This window comes from Streptomyces sp. NPDC014623 (genome assembly GCF_043088245.1).
In the GTDB taxonomy this organism is placed as follows: domain Bacteria; phylum Actinomycetota; class Actinomycetes; order Streptomycetales; family Streptomycetaceae; genus Streptomyces.
Genome location: NZ_JBIBZU010000018.1, coordinates 1 through 18,358 on the forward strand (window position 1 = coordinate 1; position 18,358 = coordinate 18,358).

The window sequence follows — 18,358 nt, forward strand, 5'->3', positions numbered from 1 at the left end:
CCGGCGGTTCCGACTTTACCAGACTCTTTTCCGTTCCGTTTCCGGTCCGAATGTGATTCCGGTGGCCTGTGGAGTGGCCTTTGCCTTTCGGCTGACCTGACTTTATCAGAGGTGCTGAGTCAGATTTTCCGCCTCGTCGAAGGGCTCCCGGCACAGATGTGCGCGGAGGGCTTCTCGTTCAGGCGGAACAGTAAACGTACTGGAGCGGGGCGCCTCGATGCAAATCGAGGCGCCCCGCTCCAGGTCCGCGGCCTGGCCGCAATCGTCGGGTCAGACCTCGACGACGACCGGAAGGATCATCGGACGCCGGCGGTAGGTGTCCGACACCCACTTGCCGACCGTGCGCCGGACCAGTTGCTGGAGCTGGTGCGGCTCCATCACCCCGTCCTGAGCCGACTTGTTGATGGCCTCCTCGACCTTGGGCACCACGGCGGTGAACGCGCCGTCGTCGATGCCGGAGCCGCGGGCCTGGATGTGGGGGCCGCCCACGATCTTGCCGGACGAGCTGTCGACCACGATGAAGACCGAGATGATTCCCTCGTCACCGAGGATGCGACGGTCCTTGAGAGAGGTCTCGGTGACATCACCGACCGAAAGGCCGTCGACGTACACGTAGCCGGCCTGGACCTTGCCGACGATCTTCGCCTTGCCGTCCACGAGGTCGACGACCACGCCGTCCTCGGCGATGACGATGTGGTCCTTCGGTACACCGGTCAGCGCACCGAGTTCGGCGTTGGCCCTGAGGTGGCGCCATTCGCCGTGCACCGGCATCAGGTTCTTCGGCTTGCAGATGTTGTAGAAGTACAGCAGCTCGCCGGCCGAGGCGTGGCCCGAGACGTGAACCTTGGCGTTGCCCTTGTGGACGACGTTCGCGCCCCAGCGGGTCAGGCCGTTGATCACGCGGTAGACCGCGTTCTCGTTGCCCGGGATCAGGGACGACGCCAGGATCACCGTGTCGCCGGGAACGATACGGATCTGGTGGTCCCGGTTGGCCATGCGGGAGAGGGCGGCCATCGGCTCGCCCTGGGAACCCGTGCAGACCAGTACGACCTCGTCGTCGGGCAGGTCGTCGAGGGTCTTGACGTCGACGACCAGTCCGGCGGGCACCTTCAGATAGCCCAGGTCACGGGCGATCCCCATGTTGCGCACCATCGAGCGTCCGACGAAAGCGACCCGGCGGCCGTATTCGTGGGCGGCGTCCAGGATCTGCTGGATGCGATGGACGTGACTGGCGAAGCTGGCCACGATGATGCGCTTCTGCGCATTGGCGAACACCGTGCGCAGGACGTTGGAGATGTCCCGCTCCGGCGGGACGAATCCGGGGACCTCCGCGTTCGTCGAGTCGGAGAGAAGGAGGTCGATGCCTTCCTCGCTCAGCCTCGCGAAGGCGTGCAGGTCGGTGAGCCGGCCGTCCAGCGGAAGCTGGTCCATCTTGAAGTCACCGGTCGCGACGGCCAGACCCGCGGGGGTCCGGATGGCGACGGCGAGAGCATCCGGGATGGAGTGGTTGACCGCGATGAACTCGCAGTCGAACACGCCGATGCGCTCCCGCTGCCCCTCGGCCACCTCGAGGGTGTAGGGACGGATGCGGTGCTCCTGGAGCTTGGCCTCGATGAGCGCGAGGGTCAGCTTCGATCCGATCAGGGGGATGTCCGGCTTCAGACGCAGCAGGTACGGGACACCACCGATGTGGTCCTCGTGGCCGTGCGTGAGGACGATGCCCTCGATGTCGTCCAGGCGGTCCCGGATGGTGGTGAAGTCCGGCAGGATCAGGTCGATGCCGGGCTGCTCCTCCTCGGGGAAGAGCACACCGCAGTCGACGATGAGCAGGCGGCCGCCGTACTCGAAGACCGTCATGTTGCGGCCGATTTCGCCCAGGCCGCCCAGCGGGGTGACCCGCAGGCCGCCCTTGGGGAGCTTCGGCGGGGTACCGAGTTCAGGATGCGGATGACTCAAAAGACTCTCCTTACCACGCGCGCCACGTACCGCTGAGGGCACGTGGCGCGCATGTCATTCGTGCACTTGCTGTTATCAGGTGGTGTTTCCGCCGCGAGTGTCCTCGCGTATTCAGTTGTGAAGTCCGTAGTTCAGAGCTGTACCCCGCCGGCGGCCAGATCGATCTTGAGCTGAGCCGTCTCCTGTGCGGAGAGCTCCACCAGGGGGAGGCGCAGCGGGCCGGCCGGCAGGCCCTGCAGGGTGAGCGCCGCCTTGGTGGTGATGACGCCCTGGGTGCGGAACATCCCGGTGAAGACCGGGAGCAGCTTCTGGTGGATCTCCGTGGCCTTCTGCACGTCGCCGCCGAGGTGCGCCTCGATGAGGGCGCACAGCTCCGGGGTGACGACGTGGCCGACGACGGAGACGAGACCGACGGCGCCGACCGAGAGCAGCGGGAGGTTGAGCATGTCGTCACCGGAGTACCAGGCAAGGCCTGACTGGGCGATGGCCCAGCTGGAACGGCCCAGATCGCCCTTGGCATCCTTGTTGGCGACGATCCTGGGGTGCTCGGCGAGGCGTACGAGCGTCTCTGTGTCGATCGGCACACCGCTGCGGCCCGGAATGTCGTACAGCATCACCGGGAGGCCGGTGGAGTCCGCGATGGCGCCGAAGTGCCGGAGGAGACCCTCCTGCGGCGGCTTGTTGTAGTACGGGGTGACGGCGAGGAGGCCGTGGGCGCCGCTGCGCTCGGCGGTGCGGGCCAGCTCGATGCTGTGCCGCGTGTCGTTGGTTCCGACGCCGGCGATGACGTGGGCCCGGTCCCCCACGGCTTCCAGCACAGCCCGTACGAGCTGGTCTTTCTCCGCGTCGCTGGTGGTCGGGGACTCGCCCGTGGTGCCGTTGACGACCAGGCCGTCATTGCCTGCGTCCACCAGGTGGGCGGCGAGCCGCTGGGCGCCGTCGAGGTCGAGTGCGCCGTCCGCCGTGAAGGGCGTGACCATAGCGGTGAGGACCCTCCCGAAGGGGGTCTGCGGAGTGGAGATCGGAGCCATGGGTAACACGCTACTCGCTGCTCGGAGCGTCGCGCTCCCTCGGGGGACGAGGAAGAGGAGCCCGGCACTGCCTGCTCGGGGGTTCAGGCAGTGCCGGGTCCGTTTGATCAGCCTAGATGAACTTCACCAAACGCCGCAATACGGACACTGCTTACGGGGCCACCCGTCCGTTCTTGTTGAAAGCGGCATGAGTGAGCGGCATCAGGCTCCGCCAGTGCTGTTCCATCTGCTCGCCGACCATCTCGATCTCGCGCTGCGGGAAGGACGGCACCTTGGCCAGCTCGTGCTGCGTGCGCAGGCCGAGGAAGTGCATCAGTGAGCGTGCGTTGCAGGTGGCGTACATCGTGGAGAACAGGCCGACGGGGAGCACGGCCCGGGCGACCTCACGGGCGACCCCGGCGGCGAGCATCTCCTGGTAGGCGTCGTACGCCTGGCGGTAGGAGTCCTCCATGGCGCGGCTCGTGAGCTCGTGCTGCTCCGGAGTCCCCTCGACGAACTCGTACTTGCCGGGGCGGCCCTGCTGGATGAGCTTGCGGGACTCCCCCGGGACGTAGAAGACCGGCTCGAGCTCCCTGTAGCGACCCGATTCCTCGTTGTAGGACCAGCCCACACGGTGCCGCATGAACTCGCGGAACACGAAGATCGGGGCGCTGATGAAGAAGGTCATCGAGTTGTGCTCGAACGGGCTGCCGTGCCGGTCCCGCATCAGGAAGTTGATGAGCCCCTTCGAGCGCTCGGGGTCCTTGGCGACCTCTTCCAGGGACTGCTCCCCGGCCGTGGACACACGGGCTGCGAACAGCACGTCGGAGTCGCTGGCCGCTGATTTCACCAGGTCAACGGTGACATCGCTGCGGAAGTGGGCCTTCGTGGGCTCGGGGGTGTCGGTCACCGGCGGGGGTCCTTCCAATGGCGTCGCTCGGGCGGCGTCCACTCTACGGGCCTCGGAGAGGACACCCGTCAGCGGGAAATCTTGGATGGGTTCGGCGATTCGGGGCACCGATCGGGCCTCTCGTACGTCTGACTCATTAGCAGCACCCGTCACAGAGTTCAAGGAGAGTTTCCTCATGTTCCGCCGGCGTGAATCCGTCCCGTTCTCGTTCGTTGCCGAGGCCGACCGGTTCCGCAGTAATGTCACTCCGCCTCCCCGCCAGCGTGCCAGCCGCTCCCAGCTGGCCGGCCGGTCCCTCGTGGGGCTGACGCTGATCGCCGGCTTCGCCGGATCGCTGCTCTTCGGCCTGCCCGCTCTCGACACCGAGCGGACGCCGTCCCACAGCCAGACGTCCGAGGCCTCCCAGCGCCGCTGACCCGTACGAGCCCCCTGGGGTGGTCGGCCGGGGGGCCGCTCGGTAGCCTCACCGGGCACAGCAATCGAGCGTGCTTGTGAGTGAGGATCAGTCGTGCCCCTGCCCTTTCTGACGGCCGACCGCGTATTCGACGCGGACGCAGAGGACATCGCACTTCCGTTCGACGACCACGACAGCTGGCGGCGGCCCTACCGTCCCGGCCCGTGGCGGGTCGCGGCGGCGGCCACCCTGCTGCTGCTGGCCTCTTTCGTGCTGCTCGCCGCGACGATCATCACGTTCGCCGGATCGCTCTCCGGTGCCGGCCTGTGTTTCGCTCTTGCCGGTGTGGTGATCGCGGTCGCGCTGCGGCTGCTGCGGGTCGGTGCCTGGGTGAGCAGGTACGGCGTACGCCGGGTGGGCTTCTTCCGTACGACGACCGTGCGGTGGGAGGACACCGCAGCGGTCCGCACGGTGCAGCAGCCCGTGAAGTGGCTCGGTTTCCCGCGCACCGTCCAGGGACAGGCACTGATCGTGGTGCGCAAGGACGGCGAGCCGCTGGCGCCGCTGGTCACCGACCACAACGCGGACTTCCTGGCCCGCACCGAGGCGTTCGAGCGTGCCACGGACTCGGTCGAGGCCTGGGACGACGAATACCGCACGGACTGACGGGCCGAGGCCCCGCGGCCCCTCACAAGCCGGTGCGCGCCGCTCAGGCGCGCACCGGCTTGTCCCTGTGCAGGGCGATGGCGCGCTGCATCGCCTTACGGGCACGTGGGGTGTCCCTCGCGTCCTGGTAGGCGACCGCCAGCCGGAACCAGCAGCGCCAGTCGTCCGGGCTGTCCTCCGTCTCCTCCCTGCGCCGCGCGAACACGGCGTCGGCGGAGTCGCGGTCGACACGTCCGGACGGGGTCCGCACCAGCTCGTCCACGGGGAGGCCGCCCTCCGCGTCCAGTTCGGCGGCCAGGGCGTTGGCCCGCCGCACGAACTGGGTGTTCTTCCAGAGGAACCAGATGCCGATCACCGGCAGGATCAGCACCGCCACACCGAAGGTGACCGTGAGCAGGGTCCCGTGCCGGATGAGCAGGACGCCCCGGCTGCCGGCCAGGACGAAGTAGAAGACCAGGACGGCAGCGGTGATGACGTAGGTGAGCTTTGCGCGCATGGGGTCGGGCCCAGTCAGTTCAGGTCGAGGAAGTGTTCCAGGCCGAAAGTGAGGCCGGGAGTGGTCACCACGCGGCGGGCGCCGAGCAGGATGCCCGGCATGAAGCTGCTGTGGTGCAGCGAGTCATGGCGCAGGGTGAGGGTCTCGCCCTCACCCCCCAGCAGGACCTCCTGGTGGGCGAGAAGACCGCGGAGCCGGACCGAGTGGACCGGGACACCGTCGACGTCCGCGCCGCGGGCTCCGTCCAGTGCGGTGACGGTGGCGTCGGGCTGCGGCGCCGCTCCGGCCTTCTCGCGGGCCGCGGCGATGAGCTGCGCGGTGCGGGTGGCCGTGCCGGAGGGGGCGTCCGCCTTGTTCGGGTGGTGGAGCTCTATGACCTCGACGGACTCGAAGTAGCGGGCGGCCCGTTCCGCGAACTTCATCGTGAGGACCGCGCCGATGGAGAAGTTCGGCGCGATGAGCACACCGGTCTCCGGAGAACCGGAGAGCCAGGCGTTCAGCTGCGCGAGCCGTTCGTCGGTCCAGCCCGTGGTACCGACCACGGAGTGGATCCCGTGCCGGACGCAGAAGTCGAGGTTGTCCATCACCGACCCGGGTGTGGTCAGCTCGACGACCACCTGGGCCCCGTTGTCCGTGAGGGTCTCCAGCTCGTCGCCACGGCCGAGCGCGGCCACCAGCTCCATGTCGTCGGCGGCCTCCACGGCCCGGGCGGCCTCGGATCCGATGCGTCCCTTGGCGCCGAGAACGGCTACGCGCAGCTTGCTCATGTGCTCTTTCCTTACGGGGTGGTCAGGAGATCGCTTCCTGGAGGCGGTCCGCCTGCTTGTCCTTCAGCGGGCCGATGACCGAGAGCGAGGCCCGCTGTCCGAGGACGTCGGCCGCCACGGACCGCACCTCGTCGGGGGTGACCGCCGCGATCTTGGCCAGCATGTCATCGACGGACATCTGCTCGCCCCAGCAGAGTTCGCTCTTGCCGATGCGGTTCATGAGCGCGCCCGTGTCCTCCAGACCGAGGACGGTGGAACCGGCGAGCTGGCCGACGGCGCGGCCGATCTCCTCGTCATCGAGGCCGTCCGTCGCCACGCGGTCGAGCTCGTCGCGGCAGATCTTGAGGACGTCGTGCACCTGGCTCGGCCGGCAGCCCGCGTACACACCGAAGAGCCCGCAGTCCGCGAAGCCCGAGGTGTACGAGTACACGCTGTAGGCGAGGCCGCGCTTCTCCCTGACCTCCTGGAAGAGGCGGGAGCTCATGCCGCCGCCGAGCGCGGTGTTCAGGACGCCGAGCGCCCAGCGGCGCTCGTCCGTCCTGGCCAGGCCGGGCACGCCGAGGACGATGTGGGCCTGCTCCGTCTTGCGGTTCAGCAGCTCGACGCGGCCCGTGGCGCGCAGGGTGCGGGAGCCCTGGCGCGGCGCCGTGGGTACGGCGTCGGTGCGGCTCAGGGCGCCGGCGCGCTCGAACGCCTTGCGGACCTGCCGCACGACCGTGGCGTGGTCGACGTTGCCCGCGGCGGCGACGACCAGGTGCGTGGGGTCGTAGTGCTTCTTGTAGAAGCGGGCGATCTGGCCGCGGTTCAGCGCGTTGACCGTGTCGACGGTGCCGAGGACCGGGCGGCCCAGCGGGGTGTCGCCGAGCATGGTGTGCGCGAAGAGGTCGTGCACGCAGTCGCCCGGGTCGTCCTCCGTCATCGCGATCTCCTCGAGGATGACGCCGCGCTCGGCGTCCACGTCCTCGGGGGTGATCAGCGAGCCGGTCAGCATGTCGCAGACGACGTCGATGGCCAGCGGCAGGTCGGTGTCCAGGACCCGCGCGTAGTAACAGGTGTACTCCTTCGCCGTGAAGGCGTTCATCTCGCCGCCGACCGCGTCGATCACGGACGAGATGTCGAGGGCACTGCGCCCGGCCGTGCCCTTGAAGAGGAGGTGTTCGAGGTAGTGCGTCGCGCCGTTCAGGGCGGGCGTCTCGTCGCGTGAACCGACGTTGGCCCAGATCCCGAAGGTGGCGGAGCGTACGGAGGGCAGCGTCTCGGTGACGACACGGAGACCGCCGGGAAGGACGGTACGGCGTACCGTGCCGATGCCGTTGCTGCCCTTGAGAAGCGTTTGGGTACGGGCGACGGCCCGCCCCTCCGAGGAGGGGCGGGCCGTCGTCACGGAACTACGGGACGTCACTTGTCGGTGTCGTCCTTCTTCTCGTCGGCCTCTTCGCCCTCGATCACGGGGATCAGGGAGAGCTTGCCGCGGGAGTCGATCTCCGCGATCTCGACCTGGACCTTGGCACCGACGGCGAGCACGTCCTCGACGTTCTCCACACGCTTGCCACCGGCGAGCTTGCGGATCTGCGAGATGTGCAGCAGACCGTCCTTGCCGGGCATCAGGGAGACGAACGCACCGAAGGTGGTGGTCTTGACGACCGTGCCCAGGTAGCGCTCGCCGACCTCCGGCATGGTCGGGTTGGCGATGGCGTTGATCGTGGCGCGGGCGGCCTCGGCCTGCGAGCCCTGCTGGGCACCGATGTAGATGGTGCCGTCGTCCTCGATCGTGATGTCGGCGCCGGTGTCCTCCTGGATCTGGTTGATCATCTTGCCCTTGGGGCCGATGACCTCACCGATCTTGTCCACGGGGATCTTGACGGTGATGATCCGCGGGGCGTTCGGGGACATCTCGTCCGGGACGTCGATGGCCTCGTTCATGACGTCCAGGATGTGCAGACGTGCGTCACGGGCCTGCTTCAGCGCGGCGGCCAGCACCGAGGCGGGGATGCCGTCGAGCTTGGTGTCGAGCTGGAGCGCGGTCACGAACTGCTTCGTACCGGCGACCTTGAAGTCCATGTCGCCGAAGGCGTCCTCCGCACCGAGGATGTCGGTGAGGGCGACGTAGTGGGTCTTGCCGTCGATCTCCTGCGAGATCAGGCCCATGGCGATACCGGCGACGGCGGCCTTGAGGGGCACACCGGCGTTCAGCAGCGACATGGTGGAGGCGCAGACCGAGCCCATGGACGTCGAGCCGTTGGAGCCCAGCGCCTCGGAGACCTGGCGGATCGCGTAGGGGAACTCCTCACGCGAGGGCAGCACCGGCACGATGGCGCGCTCGGCGAGCGCGCCGTGGCCGATCTCGCGGCGCTTGGGCGAGCCCACGCGGCCGGTCTCACCGACGGAGTACGGCGGGAAGTTGTAGTTGTGCATGTAGCGCTTGCGGGTCACCGGGGAGAGGGTGTCCAGCTGCTGCTCCATGCGGAGCATGTTGAGGGTGGTGACGCCCAGGATCTGGGTCTCGCCACGCTCGAAGAGCGCCGAGCCGTGCACGCGCGGGATGGCCTCGACCTCGGCGGCGAGCGTACGGATGTCCGTGACGCCGCGGCCGTCGATGCGGACCTTGTCCTTGATGACGCGCTCGCGGACCAGCTTCTTGGTCAGCGCGCGGTAGGCACCCGAGATCTCCTTCTCGCGGCCCTCGAAGGCCGGGAGCAGCTTCTCGCCCGCGATCTCCTTGATGCGGTCCAGCTCCGCCTCGCGCTCCTGCTTGCCGGCGATGGTGAGCGCCTTGGCGAGCTCGGTGCTGACGGCCTTGCTGAGCGCCTCCAGGACGTCGTCCTGGTAGTCGAGGAAGACCGGGAACTCGCCGGTGGGCTTGGCGGCCTTGGCGGCGAGGTCGGACTGGGCCTTGCAGAGCGCCTTGATGAAGGGCTTCGCAGCCTCGAGACCGGCGGCGACGACCTCTTCGGTCGGGGCCTCGGCGCCGTCCTTGACGAGCTGGATGGTCTTCTCGGTGGCCTCGGCCTCGACCATCATGATCGCGACGTCGCCGTCGTCGAGGACGCGGCCGGCGACGACCATGTCGAAGACGGCGTCCTCGAGCTCGGTGTGCGTCGGGAAGGCGACCCACTGGCCCTTGATCAGGGCGACGCGGGTGGCGCCGATCGGGCCGGAGAAGGGCAGGCCCGCCAGGATCGTGGACGCGGAGGCGGCGTTGATCGCCACCACGTCGTACAGGTGGTCGGGGTTGAGAGCCATGATCGTCTCGACGATCTGGATCTCGTTGCGCAGGCCCTTCTTGAAGGAGGGGCGCAGCGGGCGGTCGATCAGGCGGCAGGTGAGGATCGCGTCCTCGGAGGGCCGGCCCTCACGGCGGAAGAAGGAGCCGGGGATCTTGCCGGCCGCGTACTGCCGCTCCTCGACGTCCACCGTGAGGGGGAAGAAGTCGAGCTGGTCCTTGGGCCGCTTGGAAGCGGTGGTGGCCGACAGCACCATGGTGTCGTCGTCCAGGTACGCGACGGCGGAGCCGGCGGCCTGCTTGGCCAGGCGGCCCGTCTCGAAGCGGATGGTGCGGGTGCCGAAGGTTCCGTTGTCGATAACGGCCTCGGCGTAGTGGGTCTCGTTCTCCACTAGTGATTTCTCCATACTCGTCGTCTTTCGTCCTGGCGCCCGTGTGGCGCAGGACGGTGCGGAGAAGCGCACCGTGTGTGCGGGGCCGGTCTTCGATCGAAGCTCCCGGGCGTTGTCCCGGGGGCCACTACCGAGGACCGGCGGCGGCCGTGGGGCGCCTCTCCTCGTCTGGTGTTGTACGTCCAGGTTACTGAGCCGGGGCCCGGTACCGCACGTACGGCAAAGGGAGCGGTCCCCTGGAATTGGGCACCGCTCCCTTCAACAGCGTCTTTACTTGGCGCCGCCGGCCGCGCCACGGCGGATGCCGAGGCGGTCGACGAGCGCACGGAAGCGCTGGATGTCCTTCTTGGCGAGGTACTGCAGGAGGCGGCGACGCTGGCCGACCAGGATCAGCAGACCACGACGGGAGTGGTGGTCGTGCTTGTGCGTCTTGAGGTGCTCCGTCAGGTCCGAGATCCGGCGGGAGAGCATGGCGACCTGGACCTCGGGGGATCCGGTGTCACCCTCCTTCTGGGCGAACTCGGACATGATCTGCTTCTTCGTAGCGGCGTCGAGCGGCACGCGTACTCCTCTTGATGTTCGATGCGCCCACGAGTGCCCCTGGTCTTGATCTCAGGGGAGCTTCCACGACTCGGAGGCGAAGGTCCGATGAGCGCAGCCCCCAGGATGATCCGGGGACGCGTACACAAACGGCCACTGGCCAGAGTACCAGCCCCCCGGGGCGCCTCCGACGGGCGTCAGCTGGTGAGCGCCCGGATCGAGTGGTAGACGTCGAAAACGGCGAGGCACAGCGGCAGCAGCGTCAGGAGTACGCACGCTTCGGCGACCTCCAGGAAGCGCCCCCAGAACGGGGTGACTCCCTTGCGCGGCACGATCAGCCCTATGGCGGTGATCAGCGCGGCGACGCCTGCCACCGCGGCGGTGAGCCAGATCGTACGGATGTCGAGTCCCGCACTGTCGCCGGTCAGCGCCTCGCGGATCAGCCGGACCGGCGGGTTGAGCGACAGCCCGAGGCCGAGGAGCACGAGTGCGGCGAGGCCGGCCCCCAGGGCGCAGCCGACCTGGGCGGTGTAGCGGAACAGATGGGCGCGCATCAGCATCGCGGCCCCGGTGACGAGCGCGAGAAGCTGGCCCCAGACGCTGTCCGAGAAGCCGAGCACCGCGGCGGCGCCCACGGCCACCAGCGCGCAGCCGCCGACCAGGCCGAGGAGCAGTTCGTGGCCGCGCCGCGCCTGGGCGGCGATGCGGCCGGCGTCGACGGGGCCCTGCGGCGCCGGTTCGGACGTCCCGTAGTCGCCGACGGTGGTGCGGGGAGGCTCGAAGCCGATCGGGAGGCGGGCGAAGCGGGTGGAGAGTCCGGGCAGGAAGCCGAGGAGCCCCACCGAGAGGGGCGCGCAGACGGCCGCGGTCTCGGACGGTGCCATGCCGGTCATGATCGCGATGAAGGTCACGAGTACGCCGATGGCGGAGGCGAACACGAACGCGACGAAGGTTCCGTCGCCTTCGGGGGCGGCGATCATGAGGATCACCGACACCACCAGCACGGCGGCGCAGGCGAGCAGGAACTGGAGCCTGCCGATGCCCTGGCCCTCGCTGAGCGGCAGGAGTCCGGCACCGGCGACCGCGGCGTTGGTGAGCGCGCCGGTGCCCAGCGCGATGGACGAGCCGCGGTCCGCGTAGATACGGGCGCGTACGCACGCCAGCGCGAGAAGGAGCAGAGCGGTGACGGCGGCCAGGATGCCCGGCAGGCCGTGCATGTCGTGCCGGACGTCGGAGGTCCACAGCACGAAGCCGAGCAGGACCAGCAGGACGGACCCGCCGAAGAGACCGGCCGAGCGCATGAGGCCGTCACCCCAGAGGGTGCGGTCCCGGGCGACGGCGGTGGCGACGGCGTCGGAGACGTCGTCGAAGACCGCGGGGGGCAGCGACTCCGAGAAGGGCCTCAGGGAGAGCAGCTCGCCGTCGAGGATGCGCTGGTCGGCCAGCGTGCGCCCGCTGTCGAGGACGGTGCCGTCACGGCGCACCAGGTGGTACCCGACCGGAGCACCCTGGGCCGGGCTCTGGCCCGACAGCCGGAGGATCTCCGGGTAGAGGTCGGCTACGGGGATGTCCTCGGGCAGCGCCACGTCGACGCGGCTGTCCGGCGCGACGACCGTGACCCGGCAGAATCCGGTTCCGTTGCCGGCCGGTACTCCGGGACCCGGCCGCCCGGATCCGGTAGCCGCCGTTCGGGCCGTCATAGTCACGTGCTGCTCCCCCTCATGGTTCTGCTGGAATCTCCTGAAAACGCACCCTGGGTCACGGGCTCCGCCCGCGTCCCGAATGACCCATTTTTTTGCGGTAGTTAGCGGATGCGTACACGCGTCGCGACACCCTACCGCCCTCGGGTCACGGGGCTCGCCAGTAGGATCCACCCGCGGACGGAACCCGTCGCCACGGGGGCGCCGATAGGAACAGTTCCGTCCGGCAAGGGAATTGGTGAGCTGTGAGCCAGATCGTCGTCAAGCGCCCACCGCGGGCCCTCCCCTCCGAAATTCCGGGCGAGCAGGTGCAGTTGCAACCTCCGCCCGAGTTGCCTCGCGGGCAGCAGGAGGGGGTGATGATGCAGCTGCTGCCGATGCTCGGCATGGGCGGCTCCGTCGTCTTCTTCTTCATGACGCCGAACCCGATCATGCGGATCATGGGCATGATCATGATCGCGTCGACGATCGCGATGGCCATTGCGATGATCATCCGTTTCCGGCGTGGCACCCAGGGCCAGCTCGCGGACATGCGGCGCGACTACTTGAAGTACCTGACGCAGACCAGGCGCGCCGTACTGAGGACCGCCCGGCAGCAGCGCGACGCGCAGTTCTATCTCCACCCGTCGCCGGATCAGTTGTGGGCGCTGGTCGCGGAGGGCAGCCGGGTGTGGGAGCGCCGTATCGGGGACGCGGACTTCGCGCATGTGCGCATCGGCCTGGGCAGCCAGGAACTCGCAACGCCGCTCGTCGCGCCCGACACCGCGCCGGTCGATGAGCTGGAGCCGCTGACCGCCGGGGCGATGCAGCAGTTCCTGACGACCCACAGCACGCTGGACGGCCTGCCGATGGCGGTCTCGCTCCGTGCCTTCTACCACCTGACGATCAGCGGCGAGGCGGAGTCCGCGCGTGCCACGGCCCGCGCGATGGTCGGGGCACTCGCCTCCCTGCACTCCCCCGAGGACCTGGTCATCGCCGTCGCGGCCGGCCGGGACGCCGCTCCGCGCTGGGACTGGACGAAGTGGCTCCCGCACGTCCAGGCGCGCGGTTCCATCGACGGCGCCGGCAGCCGCCGCCTGATCAGCACGAGCGTCGCGGAGCTCGAGGAACTGCTCGCGGGACACCTCGACGGCCGGCCCCGCTTCCAGCCGGGCGGGCAGCCGCTCCTCGACCAGCCGCACGTCGTCGTCGTGCTCGACGGCGAGTCCGTACCCGCGACGTCCGCGCTCGCGTCGGCCGAGGGCCTTCAGGGTGTGACGGTCGTCGAGATCGTCACGGGACAGGTCAACGGAGCGCGCGGCGGCCTCTCCATCGTGGTGGACCCCAAGTCACTGCAGCTGGAGTCGGGGCACGGCCTGGTGTACGACGGTCTCCCCGATCTGCTGAGCCACGAGGCCGCGGAGGCGCTGGCGCGGCAGCTGGCCCCGCTCCATGTGGCCACGGGCGGGGACGACGACGAGCCGCTGCTCGCCAATCTGGAGTTCACCGACCTGCTGAATCTCGGTGACGCCGCGTCGGTCGACGTGAGCCGGACCTGGCGGGCCCGCTCGCAGGCCGAGCGGCTCCGGGTGCCGATCGGCGTGGGTGAGGACGGCGCACCCGTGATGCTGGACCTCAAGGAGGCGGCACAGGAGGGCATGGGCCCGCACGGCCTGTGTGTCGGCGCCACCGGTTCCGGCAAGTCCGAGCTGCTCCGTACGCTCGTTCTGGGTCTCGCCGTCACCCACACCTCGGAGACGCTGAACTTCGTCCTCGCGGACTTCAAGGGTGGTGCCACCTTCGCCGGCATGGCGCAGATGCCCCACGTGGCCGCGGTGATCACCAACCTCGCGGACGACCTGACGCTGGTGGACCGCATGGGCGACTCCATCAGCGGTGAGCTCAACCGTCGCCAGGAGATGCTGCGCGACGCGGGCAACTACGCCAACATCCACGACTACGAGAAGGCGCGGGCGGCGGGTGCTCCGCTGCAGCCCGTTCCCTCCCTCGTCCTGGTCATCGACGAGTTCAGCGAGCTGCTCACGGCCAAGCCGGACTTCATCGAGATGTTCGTGCAGATCGGGCGTATCGGCCGTTCACTGGGCGTCCACCTGCTGCTGGCGTCGCAGCGTCTCGAAGAGGGGCGGCTGCGCGGTCTGGAGACCTACCTTTCGTACCGGGTCGGTCTGCGTACGTTCTCCGCGGGCGAGTCCCGGGCCGCGCTGGGGGTGCCCGACGCCTACCACCTGCCCAACGTCCCCGGATCGGGCTATCTGAAGTACGGCACCGACGAGATGGTGCGCTTCAAGGCGGCGTACGTCTCCGGGGTGTACCGCTCGGGCGCCCAGCCGGCCGCGTCGTCCGGGCCTCTGCCGGTGGACCGCAGGCCCGTGGTGTTCACCGCGGCTCCGGTGCCGGTGCGCTACGTGCAGCCGAGTGCGCAGACCGGCGTGCCCGAGGCGCGTCAGGCCCAGGACGACGCCCTGGCCGACACGGTGCTCGACGTGATCGTGCGCCGGCTGGAGGGCCGGGGCGCCTCCGCGCACCAGGTGTGGCTGCCCCCGCTGGACAATCCGCCGTCGCTGGACGAGCTCCTGCCGGGGCTCTCCGCGGTCGAGGGCCGCGGCCTGACCCAGCCCGGGTTCGAGGGCTCGGGGCGCCTCGTCGTGCCGCTGGGTGTGGTCGACAAGCCCTACGAGCAGCGCCGCGACACCCTCTACCGGGACTTCTCCGGCGCGGCGGGCCACATGCAGATCACCGGCGGCCCGCAGTCGGGCAAGTCCACGCTCCTGCGCACGCTCATCGCGGGCTTCGCCCTGACCCACACACCTCAGGAGGTCCAGTTCTACGGGCTCGACTTCGGTGGTGGCGGCATGGCCTCGGTCTCCGGCCTGCCCCACGTCGGGGGGATCGCGTCCCGGCTCGACCCCGAACGGGTGCGCCGTACGGTCGCCGAGGTGTACGGGATCATGGCCCGCCGCGAGGAGTACTTCCGCAGCGCGGGCGTCGACTCCATCGCCACCTTCCGCAGGATGCGGGCGCGCGGCGAGATCTCGGTGACGGACCAGCCGTGGGGCGACGTCTTCCTGATCATCGACGGGTGGGGCAACTTCCGGACGGACTACGAGGCCCTGGAAGCGGCGGCGATCGACATCGCGCAGCGCGGCCTCGGGTACGGCATCCACCTGATCGTCACGGCGTCGCGTTCCATGGAGGTCCGGGCCAACCTGAAGGACCACCTGATGAACCGGCTGGAGCTGCGGCTCGGTGACGTCATGGACTCCGAGCTGGACCGCAAGGCCGCGGTCAACGTGCCCGCAGGCGTGCCCGGGCGCGGTCTCACGCCGGAGAAGCTGCACTTCATGGCCGCGGTACCGCGGATCGACGGCATCAACTCCGACAGCGACCTCTCCGAGGCCACGGCGGCCATGAACCAGGAGGTCGCCCGGCACTGGACCGCGGCTCCCGCACCGGCTGTCCGGCTGCTGCCCCGCGAACTCCCGGCCCACGAGCTGCCCGCGGGTGACGCGCAGCCGGAACGGGGCATCGCGTTCGGTATCGACGAGAACAATCTGGAGCCGGTCTTCCTCGACTTCGAGCGGGACCCGTTCTTCCTGGTGTTCGGCGAGAGCGAGTCCGGCAAGTCCAATCTGCTGCGCCTGCTCATCAAGCAGCTGACCGAGCGGTACGAGGGGAACGCCGCCAAGTTCTTCGTCATCGACAACAGGCGAGCGCTCCTGGACGTCACGCCCGCGACGCACCTGGCGGAGTACGTGCCCATGTCCAACAACATGGAGCACCACACGGACGCCCTGTACGACCTGATGAAGCGCCGTACGCCCTCGCCCGATGTCACGGCCCAGGAGCTGCGTGACCGCAGCTGGTGGAGCGGTCCCTCGGTGTACGTGGTCGTCGACGACTACGACCTGGTCTCCACCTCCAGCGGGAACCCGCTGGCCAAGCTCACGGAGATGCTGCCCTTCTCCCGCGACGTCGGCGTCCGGTTCATCATCGCCCGCAGCACGGCGGGGGCGGGCCGCGCGCTGTACGAGCCCTTCCTGCAGCGCATCCTCGAACTGGGCGCGCAGGGCGTGATGCTGTCCGGCGATCCCATCGAGGGGGACATCCTGGGCAACGTACGGCCGCGCCCGATGCCTCCGGGGCGCGGGGTCTTCGTCACCCGGCGACGCGGGAATCCGCTGGTGCAGTCCGGGCTCATGGCCGGGGACCGGTAGGGCGTACGGCAGTGACGGGGCGGCGCGGCCCCACCGGTGCACGGTCGGTACGCGCCGCCCCCTCCTTCCTTCCCCCACGCGGCGGGCCACCGCCCGTCTCCCGGCAGGAAGAAGCGGACCAGGGGCAGTTCGACGACGCTCCGGAGCGCGGCCTGAGGAAGAACCTCACGGCCACCACGACAGGGGGCGGTGGTTTCACGGTCACGGTGAACATCCACCCGGGTCGTGCGGCCAGGGGGACGACTGTTCGCGGCCATGGCCGGAGCGACGCCACCACGCTCCGCGACGAGCCGCGGAAGGTTCCCGGCAGGGCCGCCGAGAGCGACCGCACGGGTTCCACCGCCCTCGAAGCCCTGGCAGACCGGGTCCGCGGCCCGGGACATATGAAAAGAGACCGATGTGCTTACGCTGCACGTGATTCTTATTGTCCTGGCTGTCGCCCTCGTCGCCATGGGCCGCATCGAGGCGGACCGGATCCACAGGGGGTGTGAATCGTTCAATCCTTCGGCACCCGAGATCTCCGGTTCGGCTTTCGTCGCGGCGCACGCCGTTCTCTCCGGGACGGCGGGGGCCGGCGCCTTTTCGGCGTTCCAGTTGATGTCCGTGACCGCGGACGCGGAGTGGAGCCATGGCGAACTGTCCAGCATGGTCAGCCAGGCCACGGCTGCGGTGGACCAGCAGGAACGGGAACCGGCGTAGGTGAGATCCGGTGATCCATCCCCGAATCGGTGAATCCGAGCTGACAAAAGGCACTTTCAGGCCAGCGACGCGATGTGAACGATGAACCGGGAAATCGGTGCGACCAGCCGCCGTTTTGCCTCTTCACAGGTGGCGAAGAGGCATACGGATACCCAGTGCCCATGAGAGGGAAGACAGTGGCCCGTAGGCCAGGCAGGCTGGAAACTGCCGTACCCGTCAGTCGTGGCCCTTGCTAACTTCCGGGACTCAGAGGAATGGCGCAGTACGTGTGAAAGGGCGGTAGATGATCTCCCCAGCTCCAACGCCGAAGATCCCTCAGCTGTGGGTTCCGCTCCCCTCGGGGATTCACCCGAGTTGGCGTGAGATCGACGAGCGCTCGGCCGCCTGGCTCGATCGGTTCGGCCTCTACGCCGACCGGACACAACGTGAACGGTTGCAGCGCATCTCCGTGGGGGAGATCACCGGCCGCGGCGCCCCCGCCGGGCGTCCCGCGGCCTTGCAGTGGACGTCGGACTTCCTGATGTGGTTGTTCGCGTTCGACGACGAGTTCTGCGACGAGGGGCCGGTCGCGGCATCTCCGGACGCCACCCTGCTCATCGTCACCAAGCTCCAGCGCGTCGTCGAAGTCCCCTGGGCGGCTCCCGTCGACGACAGTTACAGTGCCGCTCTACGCGAGTTGCGCCTGCGGCTCGACGACTTGACCACACCCGTGCAGACCGCCCGCTGGGCCGCCAGCTTCCGTGCCTACCTCCAGGGCCAGATCTGGATGGCCGCCAACAGCGCCCACGGGCGGATCCCCAGCCTTTCCGACCACCTGACGGTCCGGCTCGACTCCTCCGGGGTCAAGATCTTCTCGACACTCAGCGAGATCATCCACGGATACGACCTCCCTGCGGCGGAGTACGAGCGCCACGACGTTCGCGCGTTCGTCGAGGTGTTCGCCGCGATCATCGGCTGGTCCAACGACCTGATCTCGTACCACAAGGAGCGCCGGCGCAGCCAAGAGGGATACGGGAACATCGTCGACCTCATCGCGTACGAGTGGAAGTGCTCCATCGACGAAGCGGTGAGCGAGACCGCCAGGATGCACACCCGCGCCATGACCCTCTACCTCCGCCTCCGCGACCAGATCCTGCGTGCCGCCGGTCCCGAACTCCGCCGGTGGATCGCGGACTGCGACTTCTGGATCCGCGCCGACTACGACTGGTCCCTCACCACCAGCCGCTACGTCAATCCGGAAGATCCCGCTGATCTTCCGGTCGGCAGCGCCGCCTCCCCCTTCCAGGAACGGGAAGCGGACCAGCCTCTGCCGATCGCCGGCATCGCCTGGTGGTGGGCCCTGTTACAGGACCAGCGACCTGAGCCGTAGATCCTCGGCCGACTGAGCGCGA

The 18,358-nt window shown here is 68.9% G+C and carries 14 protein-coding genes; 5 read left to right on the top strand and 9 right to left on the bottom strand.

The annotated features are described in order from the left end of the window. Positions 1-270: 270 nt before the first annotated feature. From ACF1FZ_RS25985 to thyX, 3 genes are all read right to left on the bottom strand, one after another. On the bottom strand, positions 271-1,956 hold the full coding sequence (locus tag ACF1FZ_RS25985; RefSeq protein ID WP_325746037.1) for a ribonuclease J: 1,686 nt from the start codon (positions 1,954-1,956) through the stop codon (positions 271-273). Positions 1,957-2,087: 131 nt separating this feature from the next. Beyond that, positions 2,088-2,987 (bottom strand): 4-hydroxy-tetrahydrodipicolinate synthase, encoded by a 900-nt coding sequence (dapA, locus tag ACF1FZ_RS25990; RefSeq protein ID WP_391775815.1) that lies wholly within the window; start codon positions 2,985-2,987, stop codon positions 2,088-2,090. Positions 2,988-3,138: 151 nt separating this feature from the next. Then, on the bottom strand, positions 3,139-3,876 hold the full coding sequence (gene thyX / locus ACF1FZ_RS25995; RefSeq protein WP_391775816.1) for an FAD-dependent thymidylate synthase: 738 nt from the start codon (positions 3,874-3,876) through the stop codon (positions 3,139-3,141). A 175-nt stretch (positions 3,877-4,051) separates the two neighbouring features. Between thyX and ACF1FZ_RS26000 the strand changes: the two genes are divergently transcribed. After that, positions 4,052-4,291, top strand: coding sequence for a hypothetical protein (locus ACF1FZ_RS26000; RefSeq protein WP_391775817.1), 240 nt, complete (start codon positions 4,052-4,054; stop codon positions 4,289-4,291). A gap of 93 nt (positions 4,292-4,384) precedes the next feature. Then, a complete protein-coding gene (locus tag ACF1FZ_RS26005; RefSeq protein WP_391775818.1) occupies positions 4,385-4,936 on the top strand; it encodes a hypothetical protein in 552 nt (183 codons plus the stop codon). A 43-nt stretch (positions 4,937-4,979) separates the two neighbouring features. Here the strand turns inward: ACF1FZ_RS26005 and ACF1FZ_RS26010 are convergent, their stop codons facing one another. The 6 genes from ACF1FZ_RS26010 to eccD form a co-directional block, all read right to left on the bottom strand. Further along, positions 4,980-5,432 carry a hypothetical protein gene (locus ACF1FZ_RS26010; protein ID WP_391775819.1) on the bottom strand — a complete coding sequence of 151 codons (453 nt, stop codon included), beginning with the start codon at positions 5,430-5,432 and terminating at the stop codon, positions 4,980-4,982. A gap of 14 nt (positions 5,433-5,446) precedes the next feature. After that, positions 5,447-6,199: a 4-hydroxy-tetrahydrodipicolinate reductase gene (gene dapB / locus ACF1FZ_RS26015; RefSeq protein WP_391775820.1), complete on the bottom strand. Its 753-nt coding sequence runs from the start codon at positions 6,197-6,199 to the stop codon at positions 5,447-5,449. 22 nt (positions 6,200-6,221) lie between these two features. Beyond that, positions 6,222-7,601, bottom strand: coding sequence for a M16 family metallopeptidase (locus tag ACF1FZ_RS26020; protein WP_391775821.1), 1,380 nt, complete (start codon positions 7,599-7,601; stop codon positions 6,222-6,224). Next, the gene (locus tag ACF1FZ_RS26025; RefSeq protein ID WP_391775939.1) at positions 7,598-9,814 is read right to left on the bottom strand and encodes a polyribonucleotide nucleotidyltransferase; all 2,217 of its coding nucleotides are present in this window, start codon (positions 9,812-9,814) and stop codon (positions 7,598-7,600) included. Before ACF1FZ_RS26025 ends, ACF1FZ_RS26020 begins: the two co-directional genes overlap by 4 nt. Before the next feature lie 270 nt (positions 9,815-10,084). Then, positions 10,085-10,375, bottom strand: coding sequence for a 30S ribosomal protein S15 (rpsO, locus tag ACF1FZ_RS26030; protein WP_003965855.1), 291 nt, complete (start codon positions 10,373-10,375; stop codon positions 10,085-10,087). Positions 10,376-10,551: 176 nt separating this feature from the next. After that, entirely contained in the window at positions 10,552-12,054 is a 1,503-nt protein-coding gene (eccD, locus tag ACF1FZ_RS26035; protein WP_391775822.1) for a type VII secretion integral membrane protein EccD, read from the bottom strand. Positions 12,055-12,299: 245 nt separating this feature from the next. Between eccD and eccCa the strand changes: the two genes are divergently transcribed. The 3 genes from eccCa (at position 12,300) to ACF1FZ_RS26050 (ending at position 18,336) form a co-directional block, all read left to right on the top strand. Beyond that, entirely contained in the window at positions 12,300-16,268 is a 3,969-nt protein-coding gene (eccCa, locus tag ACF1FZ_RS26040; protein ID WP_391775823.1) for a type VII secretion protein EccCa, read from the top strand. A gap of 399 nt (positions 16,269-16,667) precedes the next feature. Further along, a complete protein-coding gene (locus tag ACF1FZ_RS26045) occupies positions 16,668-16,967 on the top strand; it encodes a hypothetical protein (RefSeq protein ID WP_391775824.1) in 300 nt (99 codons plus the stop codon). Positions 16,968-17,250: 283 nt separating this feature from the next. Then, positions 17,251-18,336: a terpene synthase gene (locus ACF1FZ_RS26050; RefSeq protein WP_391775825.1), complete on the top strand. Its 1,086-nt coding sequence runs from the start codon at positions 17,251-17,253 to the stop codon at positions 18,334-18,336. The last annotated feature ends 22 nt before the right edge of the window (positions 18,337-18,358 follow it).

Coding starts and splice junctions, on each gene's coding strand:
- dapA (WP_391775815.1), bottom strand. CDS start 2,987: ATGGCTCCGATCTCCACTCCGCAGACCCCCTTCGGGAGGGTCCTCACC.
- ACF1FZ_RS26000 (WP_391775817.1), top strand. CDS start 4,052: ATGTTCCGCCGGCGTGAATCCGTCCCGTTCTCGTTCGTTGCCGAGGCC.
- ACF1FZ_RS26010 (WP_391775819.1), bottom strand. CDS start 5,432: ATGCGCGCAAAGCTCACCTACGTCATCACCGCTGCCGTCCTGGTCTTC.
- dapB (WP_391775820.1), bottom strand. CDS start 6,199: ATGAGCAAGCTGCGCGTAGCCGTTCTCGGCGCCAAGGGACGCATCGGA.
- eccD (WP_391775822.1), bottom strand. CDS start 12,054: ATGACGGCCCGAACGGCGGCTACCGGATCCGGGCGGCCGGGTCCCGGA.
- ACF1FZ_RS26050 (WP_391775825.1), top strand. CDS start 17,251: ATGATCTCCCCAGCTCCAACGCCGAAGATCCCTCAGCTGTGGGTTCCG.